The 21,185-nt window shown below is 68.7% G+C and carries 19 protein-coding genes; 7 read left to right on the forward strand and 12 right to left on the reverse strand.

The window, feature by feature from the left end:
- Window positions 1–20: 20 nt before the first annotated feature.
- The 3 genes from RJT68_RS13595 to RJT68_RS13605 all read right to left on the reverse strand — a co-directional run bounded on the left by RJT68_RS13595 (window position 21) and on the right by RJT68_RS13605 (window position 3,971).
- Window positions 21–755 (reverse strand): MBL fold metallo-hydrolase, encoded by a 735-nt coding sequence (locus tag RJT68_RS13595; RefSeq protein WP_407037099.1) that lies wholly within the window; start codon window positions 753–755, stop codon window positions 21–23.
- A gap of 94 nt (window positions 756–849) precedes the next feature.
- Entirely contained in the window at window positions 850–2,364 is a 1,515-nt protein-coding gene (locus RJT68_RS13600) for a flippase (RefSeq protein ID WP_407037100.1), read from the reverse strand.
- Window positions 2,364–3,971 carry an alkaline phosphatase family protein gene (locus RJT68_RS13605; RefSeq protein WP_407037101.1) on the reverse strand — a complete coding sequence of 536 codons (1,608 nt, stop codon included), beginning with the start codon at window positions 3,969–3,971 and terminating at the stop codon, window positions 2,364–2,366. Before RJT68_RS13605 ends, RJT68_RS13600 begins: the two co-directional genes overlap by 1 nt.
- 215 nt (window positions 3,972–4,186) lie before the next feature.
- Between RJT68_RS13605 and RJT68_RS13610 the strand changes: the two genes are divergently transcribed.
- The gene (locus RJT68_RS13610; protein ID WP_407037102.1) at window positions 4,187–4,564 is read left to right on the forward strand and encodes a tautomerase family protein; all 378 of its coding nucleotides are present in this window, start codon (window positions 4,187–4,189) and stop codon (window positions 4,562–4,564) included.
- A 42-nt stretch (window positions 4,565–4,606) separates the two neighbouring features.
- Here RJT68_RS13610 and RJT68_RS13615 read toward each other — a convergent pair whose 3' ends face one another.
- Window positions 4,607–4,933: a hypothetical protein gene (locus tag RJT68_RS13615; protein ID WP_407037103.1), complete on the reverse strand. Its 327-nt coding sequence runs from the start codon at window positions 4,931–4,933 to the stop codon at window positions 4,607–4,609.
- 128 nt (window positions 4,934–5,061) lie between these two features.
- On the opposite strand from RJT68_RS13615, the gene twy1 reads away from it, so the two are divergent.
- Entirely contained in the window at window positions 5,062–6,117 is a 1,056-nt protein-coding gene (gene twy1, locus RJT68_RS13620) for a 4-demethylwyosine synthase TYW1 (RefSeq protein ID WP_407037104.1), read from the forward strand.
- Window positions 6,118–6,191: 74 nt separating this feature from the next.
- A complete protein-coding gene (locus tag RJT68_RS13625; protein WP_407037105.1) occupies window positions 6,192–7,016 on the forward strand; it encodes a DICT sensory domain-containing protein in 825 nt (274 codons plus the stop codon).
- A 78-nt stretch (window positions 7,017–7,094) separates the two neighbouring features.
- On the opposite strand, the gene RJT68_RS13630 is transcribed toward RJT68_RS13625, so the two are convergent.
- The 8 genes from RJT68_RS13630 to RJT68_RS13665 are packed head-to-tail and all read right to left on the reverse strand — an operon-like array spanning window position 7,095 to window position 16,427.
- Entirely contained in the window at window positions 7,095–8,537 is a 1,443-nt protein-coding gene (locus tag RJT68_RS13630) for an oligosaccharide flippase family protein (RefSeq protein WP_407037106.1), read from the reverse strand.
- 1 nt (window position 8,538) lies between these two features.
- The gene (locus RJT68_RS13635) at window positions 8,539–9,465 is read right to left on the reverse strand and encodes an alkaline phosphatase family protein (protein ID WP_407037107.1); all 927 of its coding nucleotides are present in this window, start codon (window positions 9,463–9,465) and stop codon (window positions 8,539–8,541) included.
- Window positions 9,466–9,484: 19 nt separating this feature from the next.
- Window positions 9,485–10,609: a sulfatase-like hydrolase/transferase gene (locus RJT68_RS13640; protein WP_407037108.1), complete on the reverse strand. Its 1,125-nt coding sequence runs from the start codon at window positions 10,607–10,609 to the stop codon at window positions 9,485–9,487.
- Window positions 10,610–10,666: 57 nt separating this feature from the next.
- Entirely contained in the window at window positions 10,667–12,085 is a 1,419-nt protein-coding gene (locus RJT68_RS13645) for a sulfatase-like hydrolase/transferase (RefSeq protein ID WP_407037109.1), read from the reverse strand.
- Window positions 12,082–13,203, reverse strand: a complete 1,122-nt coding sequence (locus RJT68_RS13650; RefSeq protein ID WP_407037110.1) for a glycosyltransferase — start codon at window positions 13,201–13,203, stop codon at window positions 12,082–12,084. Before RJT68_RS13650 ends, RJT68_RS13645 begins: the two co-directional genes overlap by 4 nt.
- A complete protein-coding gene (locus RJT68_RS13655) occupies window positions 13,196–13,909 on the reverse strand; it encodes a glycosyltransferase family 2 protein (RefSeq protein ID WP_407037111.1) in 714 nt (237 codons plus the stop codon). Before RJT68_RS13655 ends, RJT68_RS13650 begins: the two co-directional genes overlap by 8 nt.
- Complete coding sequence (locus RJT68_RS13660; protein WP_407037112.1) at window positions 13,906–15,270, reverse strand: glycosyltransferase; 1,365 nt, start codon at window positions 15,268–15,270, stop codon at window positions 13,906–13,908. The genes RJT68_RS13655 and RJT68_RS13660 overlap by 4 nt, the downstream gene beginning before the upstream one ends.
- Window positions 15,267–16,427 (reverse strand): glycosyltransferase, encoded by a 1,161-nt coding sequence (locus RJT68_RS13665; protein ID WP_407037113.1) that lies wholly within the window; start codon window positions 16,425–16,427, stop codon window positions 15,267–15,269. Before RJT68_RS13665 ends, RJT68_RS13660 begins: the two co-directional genes overlap by 4 nt.
- Before the next feature lie 301 nt (window positions 16,428–16,728).
- Between RJT68_RS13665 and RJT68_RS13670 the strand changes: the two genes are divergently transcribed.
- The 4 genes from RJT68_RS13670 (at window position 16,729) to RJT68_RS13685 (ending at window position 21,128) form a co-directional block, all read left to right on the forward strand.
- A complete protein-coding gene (locus RJT68_RS13670) occupies window positions 16,729–17,487 on the forward strand; it encodes a DUF120 domain-containing protein (protein WP_407037114.1) in 759 nt (252 codons plus the stop codon).
- Window positions 17,484–18,206, forward strand: a complete 723-nt coding sequence (ribB, locus tag RJT68_RS13675) for a 3,4-dihydroxy-2-butanone-4-phosphate synthase (protein WP_407037115.1) — start codon at window positions 17,484–17,486, stop codon at window positions 18,204–18,206. Before RJT68_RS13670 ends, ribB begins: the two co-directional genes overlap by 4 nt.
- 238 nt (window positions 18,207–18,444) lie before the next feature.
- Complete coding sequence (locus RJT68_RS13680; protein WP_407037116.1) at window positions 18,445–19,947, forward strand: HTTM domain-containing protein; 1,503 nt, start codon at window positions 18,445–18,447, stop codon at window positions 19,945–19,947.
- 251 nt (window positions 19,948–20,198) lie between these two features.
- The gene (locus RJT68_RS13685) at window positions 20,199–21,128 is read left to right on the forward strand and encodes a branched-chain amino acid transaminase (RefSeq protein ID WP_407037117.1); all 930 of its coding nucleotides are present in this window, start codon (window positions 20,199–20,201) and stop codon (window positions 21,126–21,128) included.
- Window positions 21,129–21,185 lie beyond the last annotated feature (57 nt).

Genomic DNA, 21,185 nt, shown 5'->3' on the forward strand with positions numbered 1-21,185 from the left:
GTGATACTAAGGAATTCTAGTCATTCGATCGAGACGGTTTTGAGGTCCTCGGCGAACCGGACGTCGCCGTCGTAGTGGGCGGCGATCGACTCGAGCATCTCCTCGTGGCGACCGCTGGTGTGGGGATAGAGGTGCGTGAGGTAGATCCGGCCGATCTCCGCGCCGGCGAGTTCCCGGCCGAGTTGCTCCGGCGTCGGGTGGTTCGAGACGTCGACGTCGTCGGGGAACGAACAGTCGTGGGCGAGGACGGCGGACCCCTCCGCGAAGCCCACCAGCCCGGCGAACGCCTCGCTGTCGCCGCTGAACGTGAATCGGTCGTCGAAGCGGTAGGCCAGACACGGCACCGAGTGACGCGTCTCGTAGGCCGAGACGGAGAGGCCCGCGACCTCGAACTCCCCGGGGACGACCTCCCGGATCCGCAGGTCGAGGCGACCCCGCAGGTAGTCGTAGACCTCGAGGAGGTCGTCGACCAGCGCCTTCGTCCCCTGGGGCCCGACCACCTCGAGGTGCTCCTCGCCGGCGAGCCAGCGGGCTTTCATCAGCGGCAGCAGGTCCGCCACGTGGTCGAGGTGGTGGTGCGTGAGGAGGACGGTCGAAACGTGCTCGTACCCCACGCCAGACTGCTGGAGGCGGTGGAGCACCCCCGAGCCGCAGTCGACCAGGAGGCTCCGACCGCTCTCTTGCACGAGGATCCCCGTCTGGAACCGTTCGCCCGTGGGCATCGCCGATCCCGTGCCCAGAAAGGTGACGCGCATACTCGAGCGTTCTCCCGGGGGCTGGAAAAAATTGCCGTCCGCCGGAGACGGACGCGTCGACCGGGACGAACGGGGCCGGCGAGCGCGACGCTCGCTACCCCGGAATGTATCGGCGGATCAGGGGCACGCGTCGCCCGGTCTTGCGTTCGACGAACTCCACCAGCACGGCGTCCTCGGGCTCGAGACCGCCCGCGAGGACCACGCTCACGATCGTCAGGACGGTCACGGCGACGCCGAACACCGCGATGACCGGGAGGCCGCCGCCGACGTGCCGTCCGACGAGCAGGCACGGCACGCCGATCAGCAGGGGCAACCCCACGTACAGTCGAACGGACGAGCGGGTGAACGGCGTGATGTCGAATCGGTACCGAAGGAACGCGTAGACGACGACGTTGAGGGCGACGTACGAACTCGCGGAGGCGGCGGCCGCGCCCATGAACCCGAAGGGCGGGATCAGGACGACGTTGAGGACGAAGTTCAGCGCGAACGCGACGACGTTCGAGACGAGGATGAGCTGGGTCGCGCCGAGCGCCGAGAGCGTTTCGCGGTTCCGCCCGACCGCCGCGTTCGTGAAGAATCCGACGGAGAGGACGGCCAGTGCGGCCCCGCCGGCCACGTACTCGTCGCCGAAGAACAGCGAGACGATCTGGTCGGAGAATGCCACCACGGTGAGGAACAGCGGAAACGCGAGCAGGAAGATCCACTTCGTCGTGATCTCGTAGACGCGTTCGACCGATCCCTCGTCCTCGCTGTCGATGCGCGAGGCCATCGGGAGGTACAGGTAGCCGAACGCGCCCAGGACCACGGTGAGCGAGGTGGCGAGGGGATAGGCGGCGTTGTAGATCCCCACCTCGCTCGAGGCGCGGAAGTAGCCGAGCATCACCGTGTCCGTCCTGGTGAGCAGGTTCGACATGACGGTGGAGACGACGAGCGGGAGCGAGAACACGGTCATCTCCGTGACGTGAAGTTCGTACTCGCCGCGCAGCGGGAGGAGCCTGTTCAACAGCACGTACGCGACGACGAGCGCCACGACGAGCGCCACGAGGTACCCAAGCGCCGCGCCCACGATACCGACGCCGACCCAGAGGAACGCGGCGATCAGCAGGATGCGGGCGAAGCGGTAGCCGATGTCCCTGGTCAACACCTTGTACAGCGTGTTCTCCTGGCCGCGGATCGCGCTGGCGGCGATCCTGAAGCTCACGAACAGCGGGACGGAGACGGCGAAGATCAGGAAGAGGGCCATCGCTTCGTCCGTGTCGAAGAGGCGCGGGACGACGATCGGCGAGGCGGCGACGAGCGCGACCGCGATGGCGGACGAGAGTGCGACCGTGAGGACGAGTCCGGTGAGCCACGCGCCCCGTTCGTCCCGCTCGTCGTCGAACCGGGCCATGTACCGGGGAACCCCCTGCGTGAATCCCGCCGCGCCTACCGTCGCCGCCAGCGAGAAGACGGCGATCGCGACGCTGACCTCGCCGTAGCCCTGGGGCGACAGGAGCCGACTGATCACGACGCGCTCGATGAGCGTCGAGAACGACCCGACGAGGGAGGCGGCGAACACGAGACTCGCGCTCGAGAGGAGCTTCGAGAGGTCGTCGGTAGTCGCGCTCATCAGAGGTATCCGAGGTCGCTCAGGCGCTCCGTCACTTCGGTCTGATCCTGTTCGTACGTCTCGTCCGCACCCACCGTCGCGTCGTAGGGGGCCCGGTCGACGGACGTCGACGCCAGCGGGGCCGGCACCTCACCCTGCATCCGCTCCGGAACCGGTTCGCCGAGCAGCGAGAAGATCGCCGGGGCGACGTCGAGGAGCGAGCGCGTCTCGCCCGTCCCGGATTCCACGTCCGGACCGGCCGCCACGAGGACCCCCGTCCGCTTGTGGTTGTACGTGTCGACGGGGATCGTTCGCCGGCCGGCGAGTTCGGCCGAGACGTAGTTGTTCATGTCCGTCGGTCGGAACAGCACGTCGCAGGCGTCTTCGGCGTACGGTCCGTCGTACACCTCCTCGCGCCGTTCGACGAACTCGAACGCCGGTTCGCCGGGTTCCACCTCGAGGGACGACAGCAGGTCGATCACGTCGTCCCGGACCTCCTCGTACCGCGCCTGGGGGACGACCCCGTCGGGATCCCTCCCCTCGAGGTTGATCCTGATCCCCAGTTCCGACGCCCGCCGGCAGAACGCCTTCGAGTTCCGCCAGTCGATCCCGGGCATGGCCGACCGCTGTACGTCTTCGGGGACGACGCGCTCGAGGACGGTCTCGAGGCCGACCCGCTCGGCCGCGCGGTACACCGACGCCGGCGTCACGCCGACGCGCTGACCGAGGGCGGCGAGTCGGGCCACCGCCTCGTCGACGGGGCGTTCGTCCGCGGTACCGTCACCCTTCAACTCCGCCAGCGTGGCCCGCGTCGCCTCCGACGTCGTCTCGATGTACCCGTTCTCGCGCAAGAGCTCGTTGACGTACACGGTGTGGCCGGTAACCGGCCCGATACCGTGATCCGAGCAGACGATCACGTTCGGCTCCTCCTCGCAGGCGTCGATCAACCGGGCGATCAGGTCGTCGGCGGCCTCGTAGATCCGTCGGAAATCGCGCTCGGAGTCGGAGTTGTGGAAGACGGCGTCTGTCTTCTGGACCTGGACGAACGCGAAGTCCCACGGCTCGGTCTCGAGCAGGTGGGCGGCCGCCTCCGCGCGGTGACGGATCAACCGCTCGTAGCCGTCGATCTTCTCCGCCGACTTCGACGCGGTCTCGTGTTCCGAGTAGATCCGGTACTCCCGACCGACCGCGCTCGAGAGCTCCGCTCGGATCCCCGGCGGGTATCCCTCCTCGTCCTCGGGCGCCAGGTAACCCGGGAGGAGGACCCCCTCGAGTTCGGTCGCCGGGTGGGTGACCGGGACGTTGACGACCACGCTCCGTCGGTCGCGTTCGGTGAGGTACTCCCAGACGGCCGGCGCCCGGACGTCCTGTCGGGTGATAACGTCGGCGTCGTCCGGGTAGGTCCCCCGGAAATCGAAGAAATCGTAGACGCCGTGGTGACTCGGATCGACGCCGGTGTACATCGACGGCCACGCGCACCCGGTCCACGGGGGGTGTATCGACTCGAGCGGTGCTTCGAACCCGGTCTCCCTGAGCCGTCGAATCGTCGGAAGCCTGTCGTCGAACCGATCGAGATATCGAAACGGGACGCCATCGAGTCCGACGACGAGGACCGGTTGGGTCGCCATGGTGTGGAGGATTCAGAGGTGCGCTAATCGTTATACTCGACTTACTACCCGAGCGGAGTGACACGTCGAAGTACGGGGAGATGAACGGTCGAGTTTCGTTTCCTGCACGTGCGCTTCCGTCGAGGTAATGTGAGAAAAACGACCGCGCTCGGCGAGCGCCGCCGGCGTCGAGACGCCCGGAGCCTTCAAGGGAGTCCGACCGCGACCCACGTTCGATGCCGTTACTCCAGTTCGACGCGTCCTTTCCGATCGCCGACGCCGACGCCGAAGCGTTCGCCGAGACGGTGACCGACCTGTACGTCGAGGAGATGGAGACCTCGAGCGGCCACGTGGCCGTGACGATCCGCGACGAGCAGCGTCTCAGCATCGGGCGACAGGAGGGTGATCGACTGGTGTTCCTCGACGCCGAGATCCGCCGGGGACGAAATTTCGACCGGAAGCGGGCGTTCGCGCTCGCGGTGATGGACGAGATCGTGGCGCGGTTCGACGTCCCCGAGCCGAACGTCAAGGTGGTGTTCACCGAACACGCGGGCGAGAACATGATGGGCTACGACCGGGTCGGCGGGGAGTGGAACCCGGACGAGGCCGAGTGACGGAGGCGATCGAACGGGTGGACGGGAACCGTGATATCGCGCCTACTCGTCCCGCGCCAGCAGGTCGCGAGTCGGGAACGAAAGTCCGACGAGGAGGGCGCCGATACCGGTGAGCGCGGCGTTGTAAGCGAGGAGACCGTCCACCGCCGCGGAACCGGCGCCGAGGACGACGAAGAGGGCCCCGAACTGCAACCCGAGCTGTTGATACTGCGCTCGCCTCGACTGCGGCTTCTGCGGGACGTGTACGTCCGTATTCGCCGTGACCGAGCGCCTCGGCCGTCGACGGTCCGTCTCCGTTTCGGCCTCGGTGGGTGGTTCGGCCTCGGCGGACCGCTCCGTCCGGGCGTTCGACGTCGACCGTCGGTTCATGCCCGAGATTCGTTCCGCTCGAGCATGTATTTTTCCCGAGACACGAACGGACCGCACCGGTCGGCGCGGGCGGGTCGGCGACCCACACCACACGCCTTTTGACGGCCCCCGGCTTATCGAGGGCCAACATGAGCAACTCCGCGGACGAGGGGGGCGACGGCGCGAACGTCGGGTCCGACGGCGATGGCGGCGGTTCCGGCGGTACCGGCGCTGGGGACGACGGCCCGATGCAGGTCTCGAGCCCCGACTACCACCACGAGAACCACACGGCCGCACAGACCTGCGGCTGGACGGCCAACGCCCTGCGCGGCGAGGGGAAGTGCTACAAGAACATCTGGTACGGGATCGAGTCCCACCGCTGCATCCAGATGACGCCGGTCGTGCGCTGTAACGAGCGCTGCGTCTTCTGCTGGCGGGACCACCGCGGTCACGCCTACGAACTCGACGGCGTCGAGTGGGACGACCCCGAGGCGGTCGTCGACGCCTCCATCGAATTGCAGAAGAAGCTCCTGTCGGGCTTCGGCGGCAACGACGAGGTCCCGCGGGAGGTGTTCGAGCAGGCGATGGAACCCCGCCACGTCGCCATCTCGCTCGACGGCGAACCGACGCTCTACCCGTACCTCCCCGAACTCATCGAGGCGTTCCACGACCGCGACGTCACCACCTTCCTCGTCTCCAACGGCACCCGCCCCGAGGTCCTCCGCGAGTGCGATCCCACGCAACTGTACGTCAGCGTCGACGCCCCCGAGCGACACACCTTCGACAACGTCGTGAAGGCGATGGAGGACGACGCCTGGGAGAAGCTCCTCGAGACGATGGACGTGCTCGCCGAGAAGGAGGAGACGCGAACCGTCCTCCGGACGACGCTCGTCAAGGGCGAGAACATGCACAGTCCCGACTGGTACGCCGCCTTCTACCAGCAGGCCGACCCGGACTTCGTCGAAATCAAGGCGTACATGCACGTCGGCCACTCCCGCGGCCGCCTCGACCGCTCGTCGATGCCCTCCCACGAGGAGGTCGTCGAGTTCGCCGCGGACGTCCAGGAGTACATGCCCGAGTTCACCGAACTGAAGGAGGTTCCGGCCTCCCACGTCGCCCTCCTCTCGAAGACCGCGGACACGTGGGTGCCGAAGCTCGAGAAGGACAGCGACTTCTGGAAGCGCGATCCGGTTACGGGCGACTGATCCGGCTCCGCGACCGAACGCCGGTTCGGCGAGAACCCTTAAGCGGCGGCCGAGAGTACCGTCCACGAAAGATTGTGTCGCTTCGCTCGTTTATCGACGCCGCCGCCGATCCGGATCTGACGATCGCCGTTCTCGACGAGGACGGCGGCGGCTCCGGACCGCTCGAGGGGCTCCTCGCGGACGCGTTCGAGGGCGTACCGGGGATCGACGTCGAATCGGCGGTCGCCGCGGACGTCGTCGCACCCGACGGACTCGAGATCGACGGCGAAACGGCGATCGCGTTCGACGACGGCGAACCCGTCGCCGCGACGCCCCTGTTCGAGCTCTACGACTCGCTGCTCGCGATCAACTCCGACCTGTTCGTCACCGGGGCGCGGGGGCTGGGCGACGTCGAGTTGCCGGACGTCCTCGCCGCCCTCTCCGAAACGAGGTTCGCGCTCCGGGGGTACCCCCTCGCGCACAAGGAGAAGCTCCTGTTGATCCTCGTCTCGCGGTGCGTCGAGCGGGTCGCCTGGGAGGCGAACGACGGAACCCTTCGCGCGGGGTTCCAGCGGCTCTCCCGGATCGACGACGAGATCGGCACCCGTAAAGCGTACGCAAAGCTCGCGGAGACGGCCGTCGACGTGCACCTCTACGGCGCCGACCGCGGCGCGAGCAGATCCGAGGACGCGCTCGAGGGGCTCGATGCGACGGTTCACGCCGGTTCGAGCGCCGAACACCGGGATTCGTGGTTCGTCGTGTACGCGCCCGAGAAGCTCCCGGCGTCCGACGGCGAAACGGAGCCGACGCCGGCGGCGCTGGTCGCCCTCGAAACGGACCCGCGCGTCTGGGAGGGGTTCTGGACGACGGATCCTGAGCGCGTCGGCGCGATCGAGTCCCACATCGCCGAGACGCTGTGATCGGTACCCGAACGCCTCGCGACCGTCCGACGGTCGAACGGCTCGGCGGGTCGAAGGTCCGCGCGGACGCGGCGACCGTCAGAACTCGATCCCGGAGCTCCGGAGCACGCCCTCGATCGTGACGCGGAGCTTTCGGCTGATCGCCGCCAGCGTGACCGCGTAGACGGCGGCCCCGACCCCGACGATCGCTAGCAGGTGGTACCACCGCTCGACCGCGGCGGCGTCGACGGCGAGGACGACGACGAGGAACATGGGGAGGCTCGCCGCGACCTGTTCGGCGAGCGTCCGGGGGAGGAGCGTCACCGACGGCGCGATTCGTTTGATCGCCCACGCGAGGACCACGTAGCGGAGCGACTCCGCGACGATCGTCGCGATCACGACGCCGACGGCGCCGATCCAGAGCGTCAGCGCGACGCCGAGCGCCACGTTCAGCGCGAGCGTCACCGCCGAGACGCGGGTGTTGAGATCCGGCCGATCCAGCCCGTCGACCGCCTGCGAGAGCGTTCCGCTCTGGGTGCGGACGAGCTGGTACAGCGCGAGGCCGACCAGCAGCGCGGCGGCGTCGGCGTACTCGGACCCGTAGACGGTGACGACGAGCAGTTCCGGCATCGCCAGCGCGCCGGCGAACATGGGGACGGCGACGACGCTCGCGAACGCGAGCGTGTTCGAGACGTCCTCGCTCGGGTCCTCGTCCCTGCTGTGACGGTGGCTCACGCGAGCCATCAGGCCGCTCGAGGCGGCCATCATCACGAACGTCGCGGGCACGGTGAGCTTGAACGCGACCTCGTAGTTGCCGGCCGCGGCGGGGGCCAGCAGCCAGCCGAGGACGAGGACGTCGAAGCGATCGTAGGCGGTCCCGAGCAGCGAGTTGACGGTGCTGTACCGGGCGTACGACCAGAGGTCGGCGAGCGTCTCGCGCGACGGGCGCGCCGGCGACGTGCGAATGAAGTACCACAGGATGGGAAGCGAGAGGACCGTGGCGGCGGCCAGCCCGTAGGCCATCCCGGCGGCGCCCAAGCCGAGGAGGACGAGCCCCAGCTGGAGGGGGAACGTGAGGATCGACCGGAGGGTGTCGGTCCACATCGAGGCCCCGATCAGCCCCCGCGCCTGCACGATGCTGTCCAGCGGTTCGTAGAAGGCGACGGTCGAGAGCAACGCGACGAACAGCACCGGCGCGCTCGAGAGCCCCGTGTACGAGACGAGCCACTCCGAACTGGCGGCCGCGACCGCGGCGACGAGCGCGATCCACGCGGCCGTGAACAGGACCTGGCTGCCGAGCAACTCCCCCTTCGGGGCGCCGGCTTCCGAGAAGCGCTTCTTCGTCGCCACGCCCCACCCGACCGCGACGCGGTCGGCGATCTTCACGAGCGCGAACAGGAGGTAGAAGCCGCCGAATCCCGTCGGTCCGAGGATCCGCGCGAAGACGATCGTTCCGAGGAAGCCGACGAGCGCCATCGCGAACTTCGCCGCGGTCGCCTTGACGGTCTCGCCGCCGAGACTCACGCTCGAGGCGTCGGTCATGTCACTCGAGGTAGCCCAGTTCGCGGAGTCGGTCGGTCGGCATCTCGATGCGCTCGTCCGCGCCCGCCGCCGCGTCGCCCCCGGCGATCTCGGTCGCGGCTCGTCCCTCCACCCACTCGCGGACGTCGTAGACGGATTCGGGGCGGGTGTCGGCCGTCGCGGCCGCGTAGGCCCGCCAGGAGTGGCTCGCGGGGTTCTCGCCGGCGTCGGGGGGATAGAACGCCGTCCGCATGCCGTGATCGCTCAGCAGGAGCAGGTCGTCGTCGGGGCCGAGCGCGTCGACGACCTCGTCGACGAAGCCGCCGATCCGCTCGTACGCGCGGCGAAGCGCCGCCTCGTCGTCGGCGTAGGCGTGGCCCGCCGCGTCGAGCGCGTGGACGTGGACGCCGGCGATCGAGACGGGGTGGCGAAGCATCTCCCGCGCCCACCCGAACTGCCCCGCCGCCTGGCCGAACAGCTCGCGCTCGAACTCGCGCCGGCCCATCCCCTGGGCGACGGCGTTCATCAGGTCCCAGGCGCGCTGGAGGGGGCGGCCGTCGTGGACCCCCGGCCAGTTGTGGACGACCGCGTCGTCGGCGTCGAACATCGACTCGCGGTCGGTCTCGCCGATCCGCTCGCGCTCGCCGGTCCGCGATCGGACGAATCGGCCGAGCGTTCCCCGCGTTCCCTCCGAGAGGTGCCCCGTGAACCGGGAGGCGAACTCGAGGGCGGGGTTGTCCCACTCGCTCGTCCCCGCCGCGGCGATCCCGTGTTCCTCCGGTGGCAGGCCCGTCGCGACGGTGGCCCACACCTCCGGCGTGTACGGCACGTCCTTTGTGTGGGCGTAGGTCTGGAGCGAACCGGACGACTCGAGGCGGAAGGCGTCGAGGTCGAAGTGGTCGATCAGCCCCTCGTCGAGCGCGTCGAGCGCGAGCACGAGCACCGTCATACGTCTCCCAGCACCTCCATCATACGTATCCCAGGTCCTCCAGGTCCTCCCGCAGGGCGTCCTCCTTGACGACGTACTCGGGGCCGAACCGCTCGAGCGCCCGCTCGAGGTTGGGATCGCTCGCCGGCGTCCCGTCGGTCACCGAGACGACGCCGTCGGCCGTCGCCAGGTGCGCTTCGTTCATCGCCGCCTTCCGGTCGCCGTAGGAGGCGAATGCGGTCTCGCGCTCGAGGGTGCCGACGCCGTGCTCGCGGCCGGCCAGGATCGACGGCACGTCGATCAGCGAGACGACGTCGCCGAGGTCGGGCGCGTTCCGGGTGCCGAAGGGGACGCGGAGCAGTTCCGGGCGGAGTTCGCCGGGGTGGCCCCACAGGCCGCCCTCGCCGAGCAACTCGCCGTGGTCGGCGCAGAAGACGACGCGGGCGTCGTCGGGGACGGCGTCCCAGAGCGCCTCGAGGGCCGCGTCGAGTTCCTCGACCTCGCGTCGGTAGAGGTCGCTGACGAGGTCCTCCTCGGCGTCCGAACCCCCGCCGGCGAGCACCGTTCGCGTCACGCGCTGGGCCTTCTCGCGACTGACCGGCGCCTCGTCGGGGTCGTAGGGGTGGTGGGGCTCCATGACGTGCAGCCAACCGAACCACGACTCGCGGCCGTCGATCTCCCGGCGGAACGACGCGATCACGTCGTCGGCCGGGCGGAACGACTTCTCGACCTCGCCGACGAAACTCCGCAGTCGCTGGTAGCGGTTCCACCCCCACGTCGCGACGCGGTGGGCGAGCGTCCCGCGCTGTAACAGGACCGCGCCCCTGTCCTTCAGGGAGTCGCCGCCGCCCTTCGGGGACGCGAACGAGTCGAATCCCTCGTCGTAGCCGTACTCGGGGGAGAGCAGGTGGTTCGTCGTGATGCCGACGCTGTGAACGTCGAACTCGCGGGCGACGCTCGAGCCGGGTTCGAGCCCGCCGCCGGAGGCGTACTCGCCGCCCACGATCGCGGGGAAGCTCCCCAGCGTCGCGGTGCTGGTGGCGAACGCCCGATCGTGGGTGCGCTCGAGGAACGCCCGCGTTCGGGGCATGCGTTCGAAGTGGTCGTACCTGAGCGAGTCGACGGTCACGAGCAGCGTCCGATCGTGTGGATTCTCTCGCGTCATCTGTTCGAGCGTGTCCCGTTCGTCGTCGTGTCGACGGAATCCGTGTTCGTAGTCATGTCAGCGGTACCCGAGTTCCTCGAGCCGTCGCTCGACGGTCGCGTCGACCTCGCGGTCGGTTTCGGCCGCGCGAGCGCGCTCTTTGTACTCCTCGATGTCGACGTCGAAGAAGTCCCGCGCCCACGCGGGAACCTCGACGTCCTCCGCGACCCGTCGCTGCCAGCAGGGCCGATCGCGGTCGAGTTCGTACTCGACGCTCCCGCCCAGGGAGTCCCAGACGTGCTTGGTCTCGCCGTCGTAGACGCAGCGGAGCATGCGATCCCAGTAGCGGTGTTCCTCGGGGTCGCGGGGCGCGCCGCCGACTCCGATCCCGATCAGTTCCGCGGGGACGCGCTCCCGGAAGACGTCCGGCGTCTCCCCGTTCGCCAGTCCCACCAGGAGATCGCCCAGCTCGAGGTGACTGAAGAACTCGCGTTCGGTCGCGTCGTACCCCGCGGGCGGATCGATCACGTAACAGGGGACGTGCAGCAACGACTCGGTGAGGCTGCTCGTGTGACCGAACAGCTCCTCGTCCTCGGGGTAGGCGAGGTTCTCGCCGTGATCGGCGGTGATCACGAACGTCGTCTCGCGGTCCGTTTTCGACCGGATCTCCTCGACGAACGACGCGACCGTCCGGTCGAGGTAATCGATGGCCGCGGCATACAGGTCGCGGTGGTACTCGAGGTCCCGCTCGTGTTCCGCCGAGACGCCCCCCGTGTTGATCTCCCAGTCGTCGAACTCGAAGGAGGTCCAGTCGTTGGGCGCGTCGTGGAAGCTCCGATCGTAGCCGAGGACGTGGTGGACCGGTCCGTGGGCGTCCATGAAGTTCGCGAACAGGAAGAACGGCTCGTCCGACTCCTCGACCGTCGAGCGCCCCTCCCGGGAGACGATCGACGCGCCGTCGTCGAGGAGTTTCGGCAGCGGCGCCCGTCGGAGGAGGTCGTTGGTCTTGAAGAGGACGCCGTTGCCCAGGCTCTCGAGGGTGTGGTCGTGCCGGAGCGCCTCGCGGAGGAACTCGAGGAACCGCCGCGGGCCCTCCGCCTCGCGGTCCTGGATGAACTTCTCCATGTCCATCCCGTCGGGGAACCGGCGGTGGGGGGCGACGTCGGAGTACCGGTCGAAGACCGCGTCGAAGCCGAACGTCGAACTGGCGTAGACGTTCGCGCTGACGCCCAGCGCGTCGTGCTCCGGAAGGTCGCCGAGGAAGGTGTCCGACCGCGAGAGCCCGGAGAAGTCCCGATTGTGCGTGTGGATACCGTGTCGGTGCGGGAGTTCCCCGGTCAGCATGCTCGCGTGACTGGGCGTGCTCCAGGCGCTCGCCGCCCGACACTGCTCGAAGGAGACGCTCGAGCGCTCCCGGAGTCGGGGCGCGTACTCGTCGAAGTAGTCCTTGCGAACCGTATCGAGGCAGATCAGGACGACGTTTCGGGCGTCCGTCACGCCACCACCTCCGCGAGCGCGTCGCGAAACGCCGCCGCCTGGCGGTCCTCGGTGAGCGGCAGCACCCGCTCGCGCAGCGCCGCCGCCCGCTCCCGCCGTTCGTCGGGGGACAGCGAGCGCGCGTACTCGATCCCCCGACGGACGTCGGAAGCGACCGGCGCCCTGACCAGTAGCGGATCGACGGGGTCGACCAACTCGCGCGTACCCGCCGCCGTCGAGACGACGGTCGGGACGCCCGCCAGCATCGCCTCGAGGCTCGCGACGGGGAACGCGTCGCCGGAACTCGGCTGGACGTAGACGTCCGCCGCGGCGAACTCGGCCGCGAACGCCTCGAGGTCGAGGTAGCCGAGGGCGGAGACGCCGGGGCGGTCGCTGTACGCGAACGCGTCGTGTCCGGCGCCCAGCAGCCGGAGTTCCCAGTCGGGCTCGGACTCGACGACGCGTGCGAGCAGGCCGACGTTCTTCTTCGCGACGGCGGCGCGGTCGCTCACCGTGCCCGCGTGGAGGATTCTGACGGACTCGTCGTCCCCGCCGGGTCCGTCGTCGCCCTCGACGTCGCCCGCGCCGTCGGTTCGGGACGCGGTCGCGACTGGCGCCGACGACGACTCCGAGGTGACCGCCTCGTCGACGGCGCGACCGATCGGCTCGAGGGCGTCGTACTTCGCGTCGGCGATCGGCGGGTGGACGATTTCGAACGGCACCTCGAGGTAGCGCTCGGCCCACGAGCGGGCGAGGTTACCGACGGCGATAGCGCCCGAGACGAGCCGGCTCGCCAGCGGACCGATCACGCGCCGCCAGAGGTGGCGGGTTCGTTGCTCCCCGATCGTCAGGAACGTCTCGTCGGCGATCAGCGGGACGATCCGGGCGTCACGCCGGTTCAACAGCTTGTAGAACAGCAGGGTGTAGATCGGCGTCGTTCCCTCGCCGATCACGACGTCGTACGACTCGAGGTCGATCGCGGTTCGCAGCCGCGCGAGCATCGAGTCGAGGTTCTCCTCGGGGCCGCCGATCTCGTCCCCGGTCTCGAAGTGGCGGTAGTCGGCGCCGACGGCGTCGCCGAAGACGCGGTGGGCGTGGTGAGGCTGGTGGAACTGGTGGAGCATCAGGACGTCAGCCACGCGGGCTCACCCCCGTCCGGTACCGGACGGCGTCGACGACGTCCCAGACCCCTTTGCGCCACAGCCAGTCGTTGACCCGTCCCGGGAGCGTGTCCGGGACGATCACGTCCTCGTACCTCTCGGGGTAAAGACGCCGGAGCAGTTCCTCGTTCTCCGGGACGATCGACGACCGCGGGCGGTCCGGGTGAACCATCCGAACGCGCTCGTCGTAGCCGGCCGTCCCGCGCTCCTCGAGCCGCCAGCCGAACTCCGTGTCCTCCCGCCAGTACTCGAAGCGCGGGTCGAAGCCGCCCGCCTCGAGGGCCGCCTCGCGATCGACGGCGAGGTTGCAGGTGGGATACGTTCGCCGCCCCTCGTAGGTCATGCCGCCCTCGACGGGTCCCTCGAGGACGACGAGGTCGTCGCGCTCCGCGAACGCGCGGCGGATGGCCTCGATCCAGCCCGCGGGCGGCCGGCAGTCGTCGTCCGTGAACGCAACGACGTCGCTTCGGGCCCGCTCGAGGCCCAGGTTTCGCGCCTCGCAGACCCCCCGGTCGGGATCGTTCACGACGAGGACCTCGTACCGATCCGCAGACTGGCGCTCGAGGCACGCGAGGGCCGCCCCGTGATCGTTCGCGGGGATCGTCGGAACGACCACCGAGACGTCCGGATCGGCGCAGGTGATCGGCCTCGAGAGCCCGGACGGCGTCGTCGCCGTCGCCGTCACTCGTCGGTCACCCCCTCGAGGGCGGTCGCCTCGTCCTCTCCGTCGGCGGTCGCGTCCGTCCCCTCACCGCGAGTCGCGGCCCGTTCCTCGGACGGCCGTCGGCGGTCGGTCGGGTCATCATCCGCGGGGGGTGCGTCGGCCGGGCGCGTCTGAGGCGGTCGCTCCTCCCGACGGCGTCCCTCGAGCGCTCTCCGTCCGGGTTCCGCGGTCGCCACTTCCGCGACGACCTCGCGCAATCCTTCGGCGAAGCGGGCGTACTCGTATCGCCGCGCGGCCTCGCGGATTTCGATGGGGTCGAAGTCGTCGGGGTCGAACCGCCCGACGGCGTCCCGAATCGACCTGATCGTGGGTTCGAAGAGCAGCCCCGTCCGACCGCCCCGCACCTGGTAGCGGGTGAACCCCTCGTTCACGCCGAGGAGGGGCTTGCCCGCCATCATCGTCTCGGCGCCCACGAGTCCGAAGTCCTCCCGCCGGGGGGCGTAGACGACCGCCGTCGCCCGCGCGACGAGCGACTCGACGTCCTCGACGTAGCCGCGCACCTCGATGTTGTCGTACATCGACGCCATCCGCTCGAGTTTCTCGCGCTGCTCGCCGTCGCCCGCGATCACGAGGCGCTCGTCCATTCCGGCGAACGCCTCGGCGATCAGATCGATGCGCTTCTCGGGGGCGAGTCGCGACCAGGTGACGAAGTAGCCGTCGTCGCCCTCGTTGCGCCAGTCGCCGGTCACCGGCGGGTAGACGACGTCGGCGTCGCGGCCGTAGTAGCGGCGGATCCGATCGCGGACGAGTTCGCTGTTGGCGACGAACCGGTCGACGTAGTCGTTGGCCTCCTTGTCGAGCGCCCGCCACCCCTTCGCGTAGGCTTTGATCCCGCTCTCGACGAACGGCCAGGTGAACGACGAGAGCCGGTCCCGGTAGCTGTCGTACAGCCACCGGGGCGGGCTGTGGGGGTAGTGGACGATCCGCTGGTCAACCGTCGGCACGTAGGACTTCGACAGCGGCGCGCTCTCGAGGATCACGTCGTACTCGGCCAGGTCCTCGTGGGCGTCGGTCAGGTCGAGGGACACGTTGAGCGTCTCGAGCGGGTTCATCCCCTCGTTCTTCCACTCGAGTGCGGGCCCGAACGGGAGCGAGGTGTACTTCGACTGCCGGATGGGGATCACGTCGACGTCGGACGGCAGGTCGGTCCCCTCGGCGACGTAGGTGGTGTAGATCGGTGCCTCGAGCACGCGGGCGGCCTCTATTGCGAACTCCTCGCCGCCGCCGATCCCGGGGAAGCGGTCGTGGAGGATGGCGACGTCGACGTCGGTGCCGGTTTCGACGTCGAAATCGGCCCCGGTCCCGGGCTCGTTCGCGGTCACTGTAACACCTCCCGGAGCTCCCGGTCGGGCGCCCAGGTGCCGTCTTCTTCCTCACCCTCGTCCGCCCGCGTCCGCAGGAGCGCGACGCTCGCCCGAAGCAGCGATATCTGGCTGTCGAACAGCGCGTAGGCGGGCTGCAGCGGTCCGAGGGCGTCCCGAGCGCCGAGCGCCGTGAAGCCGAGGAGGCCCGCGGGAACGACCAGCCCGAGCGGACCCAGGAGGGCCAGCGAGCCGAGCGTCCCGACGACGATCGAACAGCCGAGGAGCCACGGCGAGACGACCATGAACCACCAGTTGAACGGCAGGACGAGCCGACCGTAGCGGCCGTAGCCTCCGAGCATGTCGCGGTTTCGCCACAGCAGTCGCAACAGCCCCATCGCCCGCCGATCCTTCTGCTCGCGGCGCTTCCCGAACGAGGAGTGGGCGGCCTCCCGGTAGCGGATCGCGGGGTCGAACACGACCCGGCCGCCGTTGCGCCTGATCCGGAGCGCGAGCTCGGAGTCGTCGGCGATCGAGTCCTCGTCGATCGGGACGATGGCGTCGCGCTCGAACGCGGAGAAGGGGCCGTGGAAGATGAGCGTGGAGTCGAGGTGGGACTCGAGGGTCTGGATCATCCCCTGGACGTCCCGGTAGCCGCGCTCGACCTCGCTCTCGCCGATGACGGCGGCGTTACGCCCCGTCACCCCGTCGATCGCCGGGTCGGCGAGGTTCGCCACCGCCTCGCGGACGGCGTCGGGGGCGATCCGCGAGTCGCAGTCGGTCTTGATCACGACCTCGTTCTCGGCCGCCGCGTACGCCTGGTTCAGCGCGACGGCGAGCCCCTCGCGTTCGTCCTCGCGGATGAGCGTCAACTCGGGGACGGAGCGCCCCGCGAAGAACGTCTCCACGAGGTCGGCCGTCCCGTCGTCGCTCGAGTCGACGACGACGACCTCGACCCGCTCCATCGGGTAGTCCAGGTGGCAGAGTTCTTCGAGTTTCGACTCGATGATCGTCGCCTCGTTGTAGGTCGGGAGGACGACGCTCACGGAGGGCTCTCGGGGGCGCTTGTCGGCCGGCGATCCCTCCGGCCGGAGCAGATAGTACGATGCGAGATAGATCGCGTAGGGGAGACCGGTGAGCGACACCAGTCCGAACAGGAACCCGACGAATCGCTTCATGACAGTTCAGATGACCGCTCAACGGTGTCCGGCAAAAGGGGTGGCCTTGCATTCAGCAACTGAGGCTCCGACGCGGGTTCGACCGGGGCCGTCGCGGTCGCGGAACCACCGGCCAGCGTCGTCGAAACCCCCTCGAACTGCACCGGGAAGCGAACGGTCCTCGGTCTCGACGCGACCGGTGGATTTTTGCCGTCCGCACGGGACGTTCGAGTACTCGATAAACGCTCGACAACCCCATCACGGTTTTGTGATGCGTGTCACATTCGGTACGCTTTTACCTCGGTACGGCCAACCCTCTCCCATGTCAGTGCTAGCCGAGTCCGCCGTCGGGCACGACGAACTCGCCGTGCTCAAACTGCTGGCGCTCGAGGGTGGCCTCGAGGGCGACGTCAAGATCTCCTGTTCTCGTCTCGCCGAGCGCCTCGACGCCTCAAACCAGACCGCGTCGCGTCGACTCCAGCGCCTCGAGACCGCGACCCTCCTCGAGCGCGACACGGTGAGCGACGGCCAGTGGGTCGCGATCACCGAGGAGGGCGAGCGCGTGCTCCGGGCGGAGTACGAGGAGTACCGTCGCATCTTCGAGACGGGGACGGAGATCGAACTCGACGGTACCGTCACGAGCGGGATGGGCGAGGGCCGCCACTACATCTCGCTGTCGGGCTACAAGCGCCAGTTCGAGGAGCGGCTGGGCTACGAGCCGTTCCCCGGGACGCTCAACGTCGAGTTGCGCGAGGAGAGCGTCCGCCGGCGCAGCGCCGTCGCCTCGCTCGAGCCGATCCCGATCGACGGCTGGGAGGACGAAGAGCGGACGTACGGCCCCGCGGTCTGCCAGCCGGCGACGATCGAGACCGCGACGGGCGAGACCTACGAGGGCGCCCACACGATCGCCCCCGAGCGAACCCACCACGACGAGGACCAGCTCGAGCTCATCGCGCCCGACAAGCTCCGCGAGGAACTCGACCTCGCCGACGGCGATCACGTGACGGTCTACGTGGGCGAAGAGGACGGCGGCCCCGCCAGTCCAGCCGAATCGACCGCCGACGGGGGTGACGAGCGATGACGGGCCACCACGCCGGCGCGCGGTCGAACGCGAACGTCGACGCCGACTCGAGCGCCGCGGGCTCGAGCCCAGCAGCCGACCCCTTCGACCGCGCGCTCGAGGCGCTGCGAGCGGGAGAGCCGATCCTCGTCCACGACGCGGCCGACCGCGAGGGCGAGACGGACCTGATCTATCACGCCGACGCCGTCACGCCCGACGCCGTGGCTCGCCTGCGCAACGACGCCGGCGGCCTGATCTGCGTCGCCCTCGGCCACGGCGTCGCCGAAGCGTTCGACCTCCCGTTCTACACCGAGGCGGTCGACCACCCCGCCGCCGGGGACCACGAACTCGGCTACGACGAGCGCTCCTCGTTCTCCCTGACGGTCAACCACCGGGACACCTACACGGGGATCACGGACAACGACCGCTCGTTGACGATCCGCTCGCTTGGCGAGGCCGCCGCCTCCCCGGCGGACGTCGACTTCGCCGACCGCTTCCGAGTTCCCGGCCACGTCCACCTCCTGAAGGGCGCCCCCGACCTCCTCGCCCAGCGCGAAGGCCACACCGAACTCGGCCTCGCGCTCGCCGCGGCCGCCGACCTCCCGCCCGCCGTCGTCGTCTGCGAGATGCTCGACGACGAGTCCGGCGAGGCGCTCGCCCCGGTCGACGCCCGCGCCTACGCCGATCGACACGGGTTCGCCTACCTCGAGGGACGGGACGTCCTCGAACGACTCGGATAGCGGGCGGTCGAACGAGTCGCTTGAGGACCGTCCATTCGGTGCACGTTGCGCGCATACCGGACGACCGGGTTGCTTCTTCCCGGCTCCAACTGAGTCAAACGCTCTTCGTGAAAGGGGTCCCCTCCCCCGACGGAGAACCGATTCGTGTGGTTCGACGCGAGTGGTGAGACGGGACCAGGGAGGTCCCCGAAAACACTTATAGGTCGATTGATAATCGACGGTCACTCCTCCCATCGGTATGGCCGTCGCTCACTCTGAACCCGCACCCTCCGCCGATGAGAACCCGGCGAGGTTCTCGTCTCTTCGGTCGCACGTCCGGTCGCGGTTCGGAATCGACGCTCGAGCGTTGGCCGCGTTCCGGATCGGACTGGGACTCGTCATCGTCCTCGACCTCCTCGTCCTTCGAACGCCGGGTCTGGAAACGTTCTACACGCACGACGGAATCTTCCCCCGATCCGCCCTCGCGGAGACCTCGCCCGCACTCGCACGGTGGTCGCTGCACGCTATCAGCGGGTCCGTCTGGGCGCAAACGCTACTGATCGGCTGTGCGTGCATCGTCGCGGCGTGTCTCCTCGTCGGCTATCGGGCACGCGCCGCGGCGGTCGGTTCGGCACTCCTGCTCGCGTCGTTACACGCGCGGAACCCGTACCTCGTCAACGGCGGCGACACGATTCTCATCTCGGTCCTGTTCCTCGCCGCGTTCCTGCCGCTCGACGAACGGTGGTCGCTCCGCGGTCACGACCGGCACGGTGAGAAGCGGGTCGTCTCCGTGGCAACCGCCACGGTTCTCCTGCACGTCGTGTGTCTCTACGCGATCAACGCGGTGCTCAAGTTCCGGAGCGACGAGTGGATGACCGGCGTGGCGGTCCGGCGGATCTTCCAGTTGGAGGACTTCCTGTACCTGCTGGGGCCGATCATCGCGGAGTATCCCGCCGCGCTCACCGCGATCAACTGGCTGTGGGTTGCCGTTCTGTCCGCATCGGTGTTACTCGTGTTCTCGACCGGCTGGCTTCGGAGTATAACCGTCGGTGCGTTCGTCGGGGCGCACCTCGGAATGGCTGCGACGATGCGGCTGGGCGCCTTTCCGTTCGTCATGTGCATCGTGTTGCTGTTGTTCCTCCCGTCGCGTATCTGGGAGTACAGCGACCGACTCCTCGCCCGAAGCGGACTGGTACCCGCTCTCGAGTCCGTCGACACCGAGGAACGCGGGGGCAGATCGAAATCGCAGTCGTCGGTGTCCGTCCGTTCACCGCCCGTTCGACGCGGAATTCGGGTCGCCCGGACGGCGCTTCTCGTCTGTTTTCTCATCACCGTCGTCGGCTGGCAGACCGTCTCGGCGGATCTCGTCGACGCACCGTCCGTCGCTGCAAACGATACCCTCGAGGGCGCGAGTTGGGCGTTCTTCGCGCCAAACCCGCCGGACTCGTACAGTTGGTACGTCGTCGTGGCCACCTCCGAATCCGGAGACCGAGTCGACCTCGTCGACGGAGGAGCCGCGGAGTTCGACCGTCCGCCAGACGCAATGGAGCGATACCCGACGACGCTCTGGAAACGATACGGAACCAAGGGACAGGGCGCGGGCGACGCCCTCCACCAGCCAGCAGCGACGTACTTCTGTGAGCGTTCGCCAGACGACGTCGAATCCGTAACCGTGTATCGCGTCGATCAACCCGTCGACACGGACGGGCCCGTCGGTGAACCGACCCCTCACGAACTCGTCTCCGCCACCTGCGGCCGATGAACGTGATCGGGGTGGAACCGCCTCGATCAGCGGCGTTCCCGCTGCCACACTCGTTGTACCGACTGGGCGTGCCGAATCGGTCACGGTACTACCGGTGCCGAACGAGACGGTAGGTTTCCACAGTGACGGCCCGTCCGGCGCGGTTCCGCGGCATCGCCCGCCTCGAGTGCCCGCTACCATCCATCGTCCGAACCGACTCGGGGGCGCCAAACCGCGAACACTTAGTAGAGTGGCTTTCAACACTCTCGATCATGGGATTCGACGAGATGGACGTCGACACGATCTGGATGGACGGGGAGTTCGTCGACTGGGACGACGCGCAGATCCACGTGCTCACCCACGGACTCCACTACGGGACGGGCGTCTTCGAGGGCGCGCGCTGTTACGACACGGAGAACGGGCCGGCGCTGTTCCGCTGGGAGGAACACCTGGAGCGGCTCTTCCAGTCCGCCAAGCCCTACGAGATGGAGATCGACCACACGACGGAGGAGCTCACCGAGGCGACCAAGGAGCTCATCCGCCGACAGGACCTGCGCTCCTGTTACGTCCGGCCGATCGCCTTCTACGGCTACAACTCCCTGGGGGTCAGCCCCCGGGACTGCCCGACCCGCACCGCCATCGCCGTCTGGCCGTGGGGCGCCTACCTCGGCGAGGAGGCCCTCGAGAACGGCATCGAGGTGATGGTCTCCTCGTGGCGCAAGCACTCCTCGAGCCAGATCCCGACGAACGCCAAGACCACCGGCCTCTACGTCAACAGCCTGCTGGCGGGCGAGGAAGCGCGACGCAACGGCTACGCCGAGGCGATCGTCCTCAACAAGGAGGGGAACGTCGCCGAGGGCCCCGGCGAGAACGTCTTCCTGGTTCGCGACGGCGAGATCTACACGCCCGGCCTCTCGGAGTCGATCCTCGACGGCATCACCCGCGACACCGTCATCGCGCTCGCGCGCGACCTCGGCTACACCGTCCACGACGACGTCTCGATCTCCCGCGGCGAACTCAACACCGCCGACGAACTGTTCTTCACCGGCTCCGCGGCCGAGGTGACCCCCATCCGGACGGTCGACAACGTCGTCATCGGCGACGGCTCGCGCGGTCCCGTCACCGAGGAGATCCAGTCGAAATTCTTCGAGGTCGTCGAGGAGGGCAGCGAGGAGTACGACGAGTGGTTCGAGTACGTCTGAACTGATCGCTCGAGCGACGCGCTTCTCCGCGGCGACGATCGTTCGTGGATTCGTGGG

This window comes from Halovalidus salilacus (assembly GCF_031852275.1).
Lineage (GTDB): Archaea > Halobacteriota > Halobacteria > Halobacteriales > Natrialbaceae > Halovalidus > Halovalidus salilacus.